The sequence below is a fragment of the Streptomyces sp. NPDC058872 genome (genome assembly GCF_042743065.1).
Lineage (GTDB): Bacteria > Actinomycetota > Actinomycetes > Streptomycetales > Streptomycetaceae > Streptomyces.
Genome location: NZ_JBHYMK010000008.1, coordinates 1 through 14,947, shown reverse-complemented (window position 1 = coordinate 14,947; position 14,947 = coordinate 1). Strand labels below are relative to the sequence as shown.

Genomic DNA, 14,947 nt, shown 5'->3' with positions numbered 1-14,947 from the left:
CGCGCCGTCGTCACCCGGCCGGTCGAGGGCGCCGCCCGCCTGGACGGCACCATCGGCGCCCACCTGCTCGCACAGCGCTGGCAGGACGCCCCCGCGCCGGCCGCCGGCCGGACCGTGCGCACCCTCCTGCTCGGCGAGGAGGCCTACACCGGAGCCGAACGCACCACCGAGGACGCCGTCTTCCCCCACGACGGGGAACTCCTCCTCGTCCACACCTCGGACGGCGACCCGCTGCCCGCCCTCACCGGTCTGTACCGGTCCTGGGCGGCCCAGCCGACCCGCCACCCGGTGCGCGTCCTGCACGTGTTCCGCACGTCCGGCGGGGTCGAGGACGCGCGCGCCCAGGCCGTGGACGGGTTCGCGCGGGCCCTCGCCAACGAGGACCCGCAGTTCCTCGTCTCGGCGGTCGACGCGGGCACGGCGGGCCTCGCCGCCACCGTCGGGTCCGAGGCGCGCGCCGCCCACGAGTTCCGGGTCCGGTACACGGCCGCCGGCCGGCAGGTGCCGCGCTGGGAGCCCATCGCCCCCGACCCGGCACCGCTCGCCCCGCGCGGCACCGTGCTGGTCACCGGCGGCGCGGGCGCCCTCGGCCGCCGGCTCGTCGCCCACCTGGGAGGCGACGCCCGTTACGTCCTGACGGGCCGTTCGGCCCAGGCGGACCTCACGGAGCTGCGCTCCGCCGGGCTCGACGTCCACTACGTACCCGCCGACCTGGGCGCTCCCGGCGCCGCCGGGGACCTCGTCGAGCGGATCCACGGCTCCTTCGGGCCGCTCCACGGGGTCCTGCACCTCGCCGGAACCACCCGGGACGCGTTGCTGATCGGCAAGACCGACCAGCAGATCGCCGCCGTGCTCGGCCCCAAGGTCCGCGGCACCGTGGAGCTGGACCGGGCCACTGCCGGGGACCCGCTGGACTTCTTCATCGCCTTCTCCTCCATGTCGGGGGCCGCAGGAAGCCCCGGCCAGACCGACTACGCCTACGCCAACCGCTTCCTGGACGCGTTCACGGCCTGGCGCCGGGGCAGCGGACGGCCGGGCCGCAGCCTCTCCGTGCTGTGGTCGCTGTGGGCCGACGGGGGCATACGCGTCGACGCCGACGCGGCCACGGCGGCCCGGACGGCCCGTCAGGTCGGACTGGTGGCCATGCCCACCGACGCCGGACTGGAAGCCTTCGACCGCGCCTTGGGCCACGACGGCGACCACGTCCTGGTGGCGCACGGCAACCTGGCGCGCCTGCGCGAGGTGGTGAACGCGCCGGCGCCCGAGGCCGCGGCGGCCCCCTCCGCCCCGTCCGCCGTTCCGTCCGCCCCGTCCGCCGCGCGCGCCGTTCCGTCCGCCGCGTCCGCTGCCTTCGTCCCGTCCCTCCCGGCCGGGGAACCGGCGGCGCCGTCCGCCGGCGCGGCCGAGGAGTTCCTGCGCAAGGTGCTCGCCGAGGCCTTCGAGCTTCCGGCCGAGGAGATGGAGGCCGATGCCCCCTTCGAGCGGTTCGGCATCGACTCGCTGCTGATCATGGACCTGACCCGCCGCCTGGAGGACCACTTCGGATCCCTGCCGAAGACCCTGTTCTTCGAGTACCAGGACCTGCGCTCCCTCGCCGGCTGGTTCACCGAGCACCACGGCTCCCGCCTCGCGGAACTGGCCCCCGCGCCCGGACCGGTGACCGCCCCGGCCCCCCCGGCGGAGGAGGCCCCGGAGCCGGCGGCCCCCGCCGCGGCCGTGCTCCCGGGAGCCGTCGCGGCCCCCGCTCACGCCCCCTCGGGTCCCGTGCCCATCGCCATCGTCGGCGTCGCCGCCCGCTTTGCCGAGTCGGACACCCTCGACCAGTTCTGGGACCACCTCCAGGCGGGCCGGGACCTGATCACCGAGATCCCGGCGGACCGGTGGGACTGGCGGGACTACGACCAGGCCACCCCCGCCGACCGGGCGGCCCGCTACAGCCGCTGGGGCAGCTTCCTGCGCGGCGTCGACATGTTCGACCCGCTCTTCTTCGGCGTCTCGCCCCGCGAGGCGGAGATCGTCGACCCCCAGGAACGGCTGTTCCTCCAGACCGCCTGGCACGCCATGGAGAACGCCGGACGCACCCGCGCGGACCTGCGTTCCCACCGCGTCGGCGTGTACGTCGGCGCGATGTACGGGCTCTACCAGCTGCACGAGGCCGAGGACGGCCGGATCGGCGCCTCCTCGCACGCCTCCATCGCCAACCGGGTCTCCTACACCCTCGGCCTCACCGGCCCCAGCCTGGGCGTGGACACGATGTGCTCCTCCTCGCTGACGGCCATTCACCTGGCCGTGCGCGACCTGCGCGCCGGGGACACGGACCTGGCCGTCGCGGGCGGGGTCAACCTGCACGTCCACCCGTACAAGTACCGCTTCCTCGGCCAGGGCAGCTTCACCTCCAGCGACGGCCGCTGCCGCAGCTTCGGCGCGGACGGCGACGGCTACGTCCCCGGCGAGGGCGTCGGCGCGGTGCTGCTCCGGCCGCTCGCGGACGCCGTCCGGGACGGCGACCACATCCACGGCGTGATCCTCGGGACCAGCGTCAACCACGGCGGCCGCACCAACGGCTTCACCGTGCCCAACCCCGTCGCCCAGGGCGACCTCGTCGCCCAGGCGCTCGGCGAGGCGGGCGTGGACCCGGCCACCCTCGGCTACCTGGAGGCACACGGCACCGGCACCGCCCTCGGCGACCCCGTCGAGATCCGCGGCCTCGCCCGCGCCCTGGCCGAGGCCGGACTGCCCCCGCGAAGCCTTCCGATCGGCTCGGTCAAGTCCAACGTCGGCCACCTCGAATCGGCCTCCGGCATGGCCGGACTGTGCAAGGTGCTGCTCCAGATGCGGCACGGCCGGCTCGTGCCGTCGCTGCACGCGGACCCGCTCAACCCGAACATCGACTTCGACTCGACCCCGCTGCACGTGCAGCGCGACCTCGCCCCGTGGCCCCGTCCCGACGGCGCCCCCCGGCGCGCGGGCCTCAGCTCCTTCGGCGCGGGCGGGGCCAACGCCCACCTCGTCGTGGAGGAGTACGTGGCTCCGCCGGCCGCGGTGCAGGAGCCCGGCGCGTACCTGTTCCCGCTCTCCGCCCGGGTGCCCGAACGGCTCCCGGTGCTCGCCGCCGAACTGGCGGACGCCCTGGAGCGCGGCCTGGCGGACGGAACGTCACCCCGCCTCGCGGACGTGGCGTTCACCCTCCAGCAGGGGCGCGAGGAATGGGCGGACCGCATGGTCGTCCTGGCCTCCACCACCACCGAGCTGGTGGCCCGGCTGCGCGGAGACGACCCGACGGGAGTCTGGACCGGCAGCGCCCGCGGCCGCGCCGCCTCCCGCGCCGCCGCCCCCGCGAACGGCGATCCGGCATCGATCGGCGCCGCCTGGGCCGCCGGAGCCACGGTCACGTGGCCGGCGGGGAACGGCAGCCGCGTGCCGCTGCCGGGCTACCCCTTCGAGGAACTCCGCTGCTGGCTCACCGACGCCATCTGGTCCCCGCCCGCACCGCCCGCCCCGGCCGCCGAGCCCGCCGCAGCGGGTCCGGTGCACCCGCTGCTCGACGTGATCGACCCGGCCGAGAGCCTGGACGGCCTGACCTACCGGACCGCCTTCGACCCCGAGCACCCCTACATCGGTGGACACCGGCTCGGCGAGACCCGGCTGCTGCCCGCCGCCGCCGTCCTGGAGATGGCTCGTGCCGCCGCCGCGGCGGCCGGGGCGGGGGAGCGGCTGCGGCTGTCGAACGTCCGCTGGCTGCGGCCCTTCGTCGTCGCCGGCGCCGAGCGCACGGCCAGGACACGGCTGCGCCGCGGCGAGACCGGCACGCGCTTCGACCTGTGCGACGACAGCGGCGAACTCCTCGCCGAGGGCCGGGTGGAGCCCCTGTCCGCGCCCGCCGGGGAGCCCCTGGACGTCGACGCCGTACGGGCCCGCCTCGGCAGCCGCCACGAAGGCGCCGGCCTCTACGCCGACCTCACGGCGGCGGGACTGTTCTACGGACCCGCCCTGCGGGCCGTCGAATGGATCGCCGCGGGCGACGGAGAGGCACTCGTACGCCTGCGGATCCCCGCCGAAGCCGCCCGCTTCGCCGGCTCCGCCCTCCACCCCTCGGTGGTCGACGGTGCCCTGCACGCCTTCGCCGTCCTCCGCGACCGGGACAACGGCCCCGCGATGGTGCCGTACGCCCTCACCGCGGCCGAAGTCCACGCCCCGGTGACGGACCTCGGGTACGCCCACGTCCGCACCATCGGCACCGACCGCTACGACCTCACCCTGACCGACTCCGAGGGGAACATCCGCGTGCGACTGCGCGACCTGTCGCTGAGGCCCGCACCCGGCGTCGCCCAGGCCCGGCCGGCCGGCGCCCCCGCCGCAGCGGCCGTCCCTGCCGCGTCGACGGCCGCCGCGGACGACCTGATGTTCGTACCGCACTGGACCGAGCTGTCCGGCCCGGCCCCGGAACCGCTCCCCGACGGGGCCACCACCTGGCTCGTGAGCACACCGGACTCGGCAGCGCTGGCGGCTGCCCTGCGCGCCCGCCTCGGCGGCTCCGTCGTCGAACTGGACCACGACCGCGTCGCCACCGCGACCGGCCGGCCCGACCACGTGATCCTCCTCGCCCCCCGCGCCGGGGGCGCGACCGACGACACCGCCGTGCTCGAAGCGGCCCAGGAACGCGGTGTCCTCGCCCTGTTCCGGCTCGCCAAGGTCCTCCAGCGCACCCGCTCGGCCGTCCGCCTCACCGTGGTCACCGAGGACGCCCTCACCACGGCCGGCGAACCCGTCGCCAACCCGTACGCGGCCGGTCTGCACGGCCTGGCCCTGTCGCTGGCCCAGGAACACCCCCGCTGGCAGGTCGCCGTCGTCGACCGCTCCTCCGCCGACGCGCCCTCCGCGGACGTCCTCGACGCCCCCGCCGGCGGCCCCTACGCACTGCGCCGCGGCGTGCTCCACCACCGCCGACTCGCCCCGGTCGCCGTCACGCCGCCGCAGGAGCGGATCCGCCGGGACGGCACCTACCTGATCCTCGGCGGGGCCGGGGGCATCGGCCTGGAACTCACCGAATGGCTGGTGCGCGGCTACCGGGCGAAGGTCGTCCTCCTCGGCCGCAGCGAACTGGACGCCGACCGCCGCGCACGGCTGCGCGCCATCGACCCGGACGGCACCCTCGTCTCCTACCGCAGGACCGACGCGACCGACCCCGCCGCGCTGCGGGAGGCCGTCGAGTGGACCAGGAGCACCCACGGCGCCCTGCACGGCGTCTTCCACGCCACGATCGTCCTGCGCGACCAGACCGTCGCCACCATGACGGAGGAGACCTTCCGTTCGGTCCTCGACGCCAAGGCACACACCTCGGTCGCCCTGCACGCCGCCCTGAGGGGCGTGGGCGGCCTGGACTTCGTGCTCTTCTTCTCCTCGGCGGTCGCCCTGTCCGGCAGCGCAGGCCAGGGCAACTACGCGGCCGGATCCACCTTCGAGGACGCCTTCGCCCACCACCTCGACTGGGTGCTGGGGGCCAGGGTGGCCGTCATCAACTGGGGCTACTGGGGAACCGTCGGCATCGTCGCCGACGAGCGCTACCGCGAGCGGCTCGCCGCCACCGGCATCCACTCGATCACCCCGGAGGAGGGAATGGCCGCCGTGCACGCCGTGCTCGGACGCGAGGACCGGCAGGTCGTCGTGGTCAAGGCCGACGCGGCCGCGCTCGCCGCGGTCGGCGCCCGGCCGCGTCGGGCCGCCGGGCAACCGGCCGGGGCGGGAACGACGCCCTCCGACCCGGGGACGCCCTCCGACGACGTGTCCCTGGTGCCGTCGCTGGCCCGGATCCCCCCGGTCGCCCGGCTGCTCACCGAGGCCGACGACGCCCGCCTGACCGAGGTCATGTGCGACTGGCTGTGGACGCTCTTCCGGCGTGAAGGGGTGTACCTCGGCGACGCCGAGAGCTGGCAGCCCGACGCGCTCGCCGAGCGGCTCGGCGTCGTCCCCGCGCAGCGCAGGCTCTTCGCCGAGATCCTGCGCCAGCTGACCGGGGGCGGCTTCCTCGACGACCGGGGCGGAGCACTCGTCCCCGCCGGACGCCGGGCCGCCGAGGACCCCGAGGGAGACCTGGTCGAGCTGTGCGGGCGCAAGCCCGCGCTCAACCGCTTCGACCGGCTGCTGCGTCCCTGCATGCAGAACCTCTTCGGCGTGCTGCGCGGCACCGTCCGCGCCACCGACGTGATGTTCCCCGGCGGCTCCAGCGCGCTCGTCGAAGGCGCCTACCGGGGCAGCCCGGTCGTCGACCGCGCCAACGAACTCGTCGTGGGCGCCGTCCAGGACCTGCTCTCGCGCCACGAGGGCCCGCTCACCGTCATCGAGATCGGCGCGGGCACCGGCGGCACCACCGCGAGCGTCCTCCCCGCCCTCGCGGCCTCGGGCACGGAGGTGACGTACGTCTACACGGACATATCCCGCGCCTTCCTGCGGCACGGGGAGCAGCGGTTCGCCGAGGCGCACCCGTACGTCCGCTTCCAGCGGCTCGACATCTCCGCGGACCCCGAGGCCCAGGGCTTCACCCCGGGCAGCGCCGACCTGGTCGTGGCGGCCAACGTCCTGCACGCGACCGCCGACCTGCTCGCCACCCTGCGCGCGGTGACCCGGCTGCTCAAGCCCGGCGGACGGCTGGTCCTCAACGAGGCCAGCAGCAACGTCCTCACCGCCACCCTCACCTTCGGCCTGCTCGACGGCTGGTGGCTCCACGAGGACGCCGAACTGCGCCTGCCCGGCTCCCCGTTGCTCTCCGCGCCCGGATGGCGCAAGGCCCTCGCCCTCGCCGGCTTCAGTCGCAGCCGGGCCGTGCCGGCGGACGAGGGGCTGAGCCAGCACGTGGTGGTCGCGGAGACGGCGCCGGGCGGCCCGCCGCCCGCTGCCGCCGCGGCGCCCGCCGCCCCGCCGCGCGCCGCACAGCCCCCGCTCCCGTCGTCCGGCACGTCCGGCACGTCCGGCACGTCCGGCACGTCCGACACGGACGGCGACGCGCTGCCGGAGGCCGCGCGGGAGTACGTCAAGGACGCCTTCGCGCAGATCCTCCAGGTGCCGCGCGAGCGGCTCTGGCTGGACGAGACGTACGAGAACTTCGGCGTCGACTCTCTGACGGTGCCCCTCATCGTGGACCTCCTCGCCGAGGGCATGGGCGAGCTGCCGGTGTCCCTGCTGTTCGAGTACCCGACCATCCGCGAGGTCGCCGACTACCTGGTCGAGCGGCACGCCGACCGGGTGCGCGCGCTCCTTCCCGAGCCCGCTGCGGCGCCGGTCGCCGTTCCCGCCCCCGCCCCCGTGCCGGACGCTGTCCCGGCAGTCCGTGCACCCGGTGCCGACGTGCGTCCGGCCGCGCGCCCGGCGCAGCCCGTGCCGGCCGCCGACCACCGCGTCGCGATCGTCGGCGTCGCCGGCCGCTACCCCCGGGCCGAAGACCTCGACGCCTTCTGGGAGAACCTGCGGTCCGGCCGCGACTGCGTGGGCCGGGTGCCCGCCGACCGCTGGGACCACCGGGCCCCCGCCGACGCGGACGGACAGCCGGTGAGCCGCTGGGGCGGATTCCTCGACGGGATCGACGAGTTCGACCCCCGCTTCTTCCAGATGTCCCTGCGGGAAGCCGAACTGACCGACCCTCAGGAACGGCTGTTCCTCCAGACCTCCTGGCACGCACTGGAGGACGCCGGCTACACCCGGGCCCGCCTGCGGGGCAACCGCGTCGGCGTGTACGTGGGCGTGATGTACGGGCACTACCAGCTGTTCGAGGACGAGCGGGGCCTCGCCGGCGGCATGGGCTACGCGTCCATCGCCAACCGGGTCTCGTACTTCTTCGACTTCCACGGGCCGAGCCTGGCCGTCGACACCATGTGCTCCTCCTCCCTCACCGCCATCCACCTCGCCTGCGAGGCCCTGGCGACCGGTCAGGCGGACTACGCGCTCGCCGGCGGCGTCAACCTCGCCCCGCATCCGCGCAAGTACCGCCAGCTGGCGGCCGGCGGGTTCACCGGCGAGAGCGGGCGGTGCCGCAGCTTCGCGGCGGACGGCGACGGCATGGTGCCCGGTGAGGGTGTCGGTGCCGTCCTGCTCAAGCCGCTGGCGGCGGCCGAGCGCGACGGGGACCGCATCCTCGGCGTGATCCTCGGCAGCTCCGTCAACCACGGCGGAAAGACCGGCGGATTCGCCGTGCCCAGTCCCGGCGCCCAGGGCGAGGTCATCGCCCGGGCCCTGCACACGGCCGGAGTGCCGGCCGACGGCATCTCCTACGTCGAGGCGCACGGCACCGGGACCGCGCTGGGCGATCCGGCCGAAGTCGCCGGACTCGCAAGGGCCTTCGGCGACCTGCCGGCCGGCTCGGTTGCGCTCGGCTCGGTCAAGTCCTCCGTCGGCCACCTGGAGTCGGCCGCGGGCATCGCGGCCCTCACGAAGGTCCTGCTCCAGATGAAGGCTCGTGAACTGGCGCCCTCCCTGCACGCGGACACCCTCAACCCGGCCGTCGACTGGAACGCCGTGCCCTTCCGGGTGCAGCGCGAACTCGCCCCCTGGACGGGCTCCGAACCCCTGCGCGCGGGTGTCAGCGCCTTCGGCGCGGGCGGTTCCAACGCCCACCTCGTGGTCGAGGAGCACCGGACACCGGCTGCGCGGCCCGACGGCGCGGCGGAACCGGACGTCTTCCCGTTCTCCGCGCGGGACGCGGAGGGACTGCGCCGCGTCGTCGCGGGCATGCGGACCTGGCTGGGTTCGGCGGGCACCGGCGCCGATCCCCGAGACGTTGCGGCCGCGGCCGGCGTCCCCGTCACGGCGGTGGACGAACCCCTCGACGAACTGGGCCTGGACCCGGCCACGATGGTGCGGCTGATCGGCCTCGGCGACTCGGTCGGGGCGGGTTCCGTGCACGGCGGCACGACCCTGCGCGAGCTCGCGAGCCGCGCCGGAGGCAGCGCCGGCGTCGACCTCGTCCGGCTCGCCCGCACCCTCCAGACCGGCCGCGAGGCCATGGCCCACCGGTTCGCCGTCGTCGCACGGTCGGCCGGGGAACTCGCCGAGGCGCTCGACGCGTTCCTCGCCGGGCGGCCCGCCGGTCACACCGGCGTCGCGACCGCCGAGCCGGGGGCCGCGGTCCTCCCCTCCGCGGCGGATCCGCACGACACGGCCCGCCGCTGGGTCGGGGGAGAGGTCTTCGACTGGGAGGCCGGCCGGCCCGGTCCGGTACCGGTCCTGTCCCTGCCCGGATACCCCTTCGCCCGGACCCGCTGCTGGATCGACGCCGCCGCCCCGGCCGCCCCCGCCGCCCCGACGGCATCCGGGTCCCCGACGGCATCCGGGTCCCCGGACGCCCGCACCCGGGGCGCCCGGCTCCAGGACGCCGTACTGGCCCTGCTGGGCACGGTCAGCGGGTACGCCCCCGCCGACCTCGACCCGACCGGCTCCTTCCACGAGCACGGCCTGGACTCCCTGGGCCTGATCCGGCTCGCCGACGAGGTCTCCAACGCCTTCGGCGTGCCGGTCGGCCCCGACCAACTGCTCGCCACCCCGACCCCCTTCGCGCTCGCCGAGTGGCTGGAGAACGAGCACCCGAACGCCGCCCCGTCCCCGTCGGCCGACGCCGCGCGGGACCTGCCGGCCGAGGACGACCCCGTCGTGATCGTCGGCATGGCGGGCACCCTGCCCGGCGCACGGAACCTCGACGAGTTCTGGGCGGCCCTCCAGAAGGGCGGCGACCTCTTCTCCGAAGTGCCCGCCGACCGCTGGGACAGCCGCGCCCACCACGGGGACCCGGCCCTGCACCCGGACCGGACCCGGATCACCCGGGGCGGCTTCATGCCGGACATCGACCGCTTCGACCCGCTGTTCTTCGGCATCTCGCCCCGCGAGGCCCGCTGGATGGACCCCCGCCAGCGGCTGCTGCTGCGCACGGTGTGGTCGGCGCTGGAGGACGCGGGCATCGACCCGACCGGCCTCGCCGGCACCGACACCGGCCTGTTCGTCGGCGTCGGCCCGTCCGAGTACGCCGAGCTCGTGCAGCGCTCGGACACGGCCACCGACGCCTACTCCTCGACCGGCCTGACCCCCTCCATGCTGGCCAACCGCATCTCCTACCACCTCGACCTGCGCGGCCCCAGCGAACCCGTGGACACCGCCTGCTCCAGCTCGCTCGTGGCCCTGCACCGCGCGGCGGAGGCACTGCGCCTCGGGCACTGCGACACCGTCATCGCGGGCGGCGTCAGCCTCATGCTCTCCCCGGTCACCTTCGCCTCCCTCGAACGGGCCGGGATGCTCAGCCCCGACGGAGTGGGCCGGGCCTTCGACAGGGACGCCGCGGGGTACGTGCGCGGCGAGGGCGTCGGAGCCGTCGTGCTCAAGCGGCTCAGCCGCGCCCGCGCCGACGGCAACCCGGTGCTCGCCGTCCTGCGCGGCACCGCCGTCAACCACGGAGGCCGCTCCAACTCGCTGACCGCGCCCAACCCGCGCGGCCAGGCCGAGGTGATCGTGAAGGCCCACCGCGAGGCGGGCGTGGACCCGGCGACCATCGGGTACATCGAGACCCACGGCACCGGCACGGTCATCGGCGATCCCGCCGAGACCAACGGCCTGCGCCAGGCCTTCGCCGAGCTCTACCGCGACTGGGGCCACCCGGCTCCGGCCGCCCCGCACTGCGCTCTGGGGGCCCTGAAGAACACCATCGGCCACCTGGAGCCGGCGGCCGGCATCGCCGCCGTGCTGCGCGTCCTGCTGTCCATGCGCCACGGACGGATCACCGGGGACCCGCACGGCCCGGAACTCAACCCCCACCTGGCGCTGGAGGGCACGGCCTGCGAGATCGCGGTGGAGGCACGTGACTGGACGCCCGTGGCGCCCGGTGTCCCGCGTCGCGCCGGGGTCAGCTCCTTCGGCTACGGCGGCGTCAACGCCCATGTCGTGCTGGAGGAGTACCCGGCCGACGAACCGGCGCCCTCCGGCCGTCCGGCCGTGTTCGTCCTCTCCGCCCGCGACCCGGAGCGGCTGCGGGCCACCGCCCGCTCCCTGGTCGACGCCCGGGACGGCTGGGAGCACGACCTCGCCGGCACCGCCCGTACCCTCCAGTCCGGCCGCACCGAACACGCCGAACGCCTGGCGTTCGTCGCGGACTCGGGCGAGCACGCGGTGGACGCCCTGCGCCGCTACCTCGCCGGGGACTTCGCCGGCATCCACCAGGGGCGCGTGGAACGGCACGCCGACCGCGCGCCGTTCGACGGACGGGGCGACGAGGAGACCGCCGCCGCGTGGGTGCGCGGCGCGACGGTCGACTGGTCCGCCCGGTGGGAGCGGACGCCGCAGCTGCGTTCGCTGCCGCCGTACCCCTTCGCCGCCGAGCGCCACTGGTTCACCGATGGAGCCCCCGCGGCGGCCGTCGCGCCGGCGACCGTGCCGGTGACGGCCACCGCGACCGCCCCGGCGACCGCCCCGGCGACCGCCCCGGCGACCGAGCCGAGGGCCGCCGCCGGGTCCGTCGCCCGGACCGGTGCCGGGACCGCTTCCGAGCCTGGCTCCGGCTCCGCTTCCGAGTCCGGCTCCGGCTCCGGGCCGGCCGACGGCCCGGCCGGCCGGGCACCCGTCAGCCTCTTCACGGCCGAATGGGTGGCCGAGCCCGTGCCGCCCGCCGCCCCGCACCCGGGCCGCACCCTGGTGTTCGGCGACCTTCCGGTCCCCGGTGCCGTCACCGTACGGGCCGGATCCGCATACGCCGACGAGGGCTCCACCGTCACGATCCGCCCCGGCGAGGCCGAGGACTACGCCCGGCTGCTCGCCGCCGGCGCGGACCGGATCGTGCAGGGGTGGCCGCTGCTCCACCCCGAGCGCCCGGACCTGGGCATCGAGTCGGTCTTCCTGCTCGTGCGCGCCATGACGGCCTCCCGGGCCGCCGCCGCGCGGATCCAGGTCCTGGTGCCGGAGGGCGCCACGGCGGAGGCCTGGGGAGGGTTCGACGCCTCGCTGCGCGCCGCCCTGCCCGGCACCGCCTTCGGCGTCGTGCGCCTCGCCGGCCCGGTCGAACCGGCGGCCCTGCTCGCCGAGGTGGCCGCGGAGCGGCTCTCCTCGGCAGCCGTCCGCCTCTCGGCGACCGGCCGCACCGTGCGCGTGCTCACGGAGACCGACCCGAGCCCCGTCACGGAGTCCCCGCTGCGCCCGGGGGCCGTCCACCTGGTGACCGGCGGCGCCGGGGGCCTCGGGCTGCTGCTGGCCCGCACCCTGCTGTCGCGCGGTGCCCGGGTGGCCCTCACCGGCCGGTCCTCCGCAGGGGAGCGGGCCCGGGAACTCGCCGGGCTGCGCGCCCTCGGTGACGTCGCCTACTTCCAGGCGTCCGTGGACGACCAGGCAGCCATGGGCCGCGTCGTGGCGGACGTCAAGCAGAAGTGGGGCGCGCTGCACGGGGTCTTCCACCTGGCGGCGACCGCCTCGCGCACACCGCTGCCCGGCAAGGACCTCGCGGAGTTCCGCTCCCACCTGCGGGCCCGTTTCGAGGGCACCCGCGTCCTCGACGAGGTGACCCGTGACGAACCGCTGGACCTGTTCGTCCTGTACTCCTCGCTGGCCGGGCAGCTCGGCGACTACGGCCTGGTCGACTACGCCGTCGGCGCCCGCTACCTCGACGGTTTCGCCGAGGAGCGCGCGGCACTGCGCACGGCCGGCCGCCGCAGCGGGCACACGGTCTCGATCGACTGGCCCATGTGGCGTGCCGGAGGCATGCACGTGGCGGCCGAGGACGAGCGCCGCTACCTCGCCGACACGGGCTTCCGCCACCTCGAGGCCGAGGAGGGCGAACGGCTGCTCGACCTCGCCCTGCGGCTGGGACGCCCCCAGGTCGCCGTACTGCCCGGAGCGCCCGAGCGGATGCGCGAGCAGGTCGGGGCGATGCGGATCCGGGAGCACGGGCACCGCGCCCGCCCGGCCGCTCCGGCGCCGGCCGCCGCCCCCGCCGCTCCCGTGCACGCGGGCGAACTGACCGAACGGCTGCGGGAGCTCGTCGCCGAACTGCTGGGCCTGGCGCCGAAGGCGCTCGACCCGGAGGCCGGCTTCGGGGAGTACGGACTGGACTCCTTCGGGCTGCAGTCCCTCTCCGTGGCGCTGGAGGAGCGCTACGGCGTCTCGGTGCCGACGACGACCCTGTTCGGCGAGAACACCGTCGAGCGGCTCGCCCGGCACCTGCTCGCGGAACACCCCTCCCTGGCGGAACGGAACCCGACGTCCGCCACCGTGGGCGCGGAACCGGCCGTCGCGCCCACCGCCGTCACCGCCCCCTCCACGGCCCCTTCCGCCGCTCCTTCCGCCGTTTCGTCCACCGCGTCCACCCCGGAGGACGCCGTCGCCATCGTCGGCATGTCCGGACGCTTCCCGGGCTCGGCGGACCTGGCGGAGTTCTGGCAGCGCCTCCGGGCGGGTGAGGACCTGATCACCGAGACCCCCGCCGACCGCTGGGACTGGCAGGAGGTGTCCCGGCGCTTCGGCGGCACCGCCCGCTGGGGCGGCTTCCTGAGCGACGTCGACCGGTTCGACGCGCGGTTCTTCAAGATCTCGCCCGCCGAGGCGGAGGTCATGGACCCGCAGCACCGGCTGTTCCTCGAACACACCTGGGCCGCCCTGGAGGACGCGGGCTGCCGGGCCGACCGGCTCGCCGGCCGCCGCGTCTCCGTCTTCGCCGGCGTCCAGTTCAACGACTACGAGTCGATGGTCCTGCGCGGGGAGCAGGTCAACCCCCACGCGGGCACCGGACTCGCGCGGACCATCCTGGCCAACCGCATCTCGTACCTGCTGGACCTCAAGGGCCAGAGCGAGAGCATCGACACCGCCTGCTCCAGCTCCCTGGTGGCACTGCACCGCGCCGTCCGCGCCCTGCGCGCGGGGGAGAGCGAACTCGCCGTCGCCGGTGGCGTGAGCCTGGTGCTCTCGCCGCAGACCGTGGTGGCCGGGAACCAGCTCGGGGTGCTCTCCCCGGACGGCCGCTGCAAGGCCCTGGACGCGACGGCCGACGGGTACGTCAAGGGGGAGGGCGTGGGCGTACTCGTCCTCAAGCCGCTCTCCCGCGCCCTCGCCGACGGCGACCGGGTGCACGCGGTGATCCGCGGCAGCGCGGTCGGCCACGGCGGGCACGCCTCCTCGCTGACCGCCCCCAACCCGCTGGCCCAGGCCGCCCTGCTCGTCGAGGCCTACCAGGACGCGGGGGTACCGGTCGGAACGGTTTCCTACACCGAACTCCACGGCACCGGCACCTCCCTCGGCGACCCGGTGGAGATCGACGGGCTCGTCCGCGCCCACCGGACCCTGGCCGACGGCCCGGCCACGCCCTGCGGCGTCGGCAGCGTGAAGAGCAACATCGGACACCTGGAGCCCGCCGCAGGCGTCGCCGGAGTCATCAAGGTGGTCCTGGCGATGCGGCACCGCACCCTGCCGAAGACGCTGCACCTCCAGACGCTCAACCCGTTGATCGACCTCACCGGTACGCCGTTCCGGCCCGTACGGGAGACGACCCCGTGGGCGCCCGCGGACGCCGACGGCGCGCCCCTGCCGCTGCGCGCGGGCGTCAGCTCCTTCGGCTTCGGCGGCGTCAACGCGCACGTCGTCCTCGAAGAGGCACCCGCCACCACGCCCCCGGCCCCGCTGCGGGACGCCGCCGCCGACGTGTTCCTGCTGTCGGGCAGGGACGAAGCCGCGCTGCGCCGCTACGTCGCCGCGATGGTGGAGTTCCTCGATGCGGATGCGGATGCGGATGCGGATGCGGATGCGGGTGCGGGTGCGGGTGCGGACGCGGACGCGGGCAAGGGCAGCAGCAGCGGCAGGGGCCTGCCCGCGCCGTCGCTCGCCTCGCTCGCGTACACCTCCCAGGTCGGCCGCGTCCCCATGGCCCCCCGGCTCGCGGGGGTCGCCCGGTCCACCCGCGGCCGGCGGGGGCCGGTGGGGGGGCCCCTGGCGGCCGCGC

Annotated in this window: 1 protein-coding gene (cut by a window edge); it reads left to right on the top strand. The window is 75.9% G+C overall.

The genetic code is table 11. From position 1 onward, the window contains the following. Positions 1-14,947, top strand: part of the annotated coding region (locus ACFW22_RS06815; protein WP_386399998.1) for an SDR family NAD(P)-dependent oxidoreductase (this coding region is incomplete at its 3' end). The annotated region extends 1,194 nt beyond the left edge of the window; 14,947 of its 16,141 annotated nt are in view.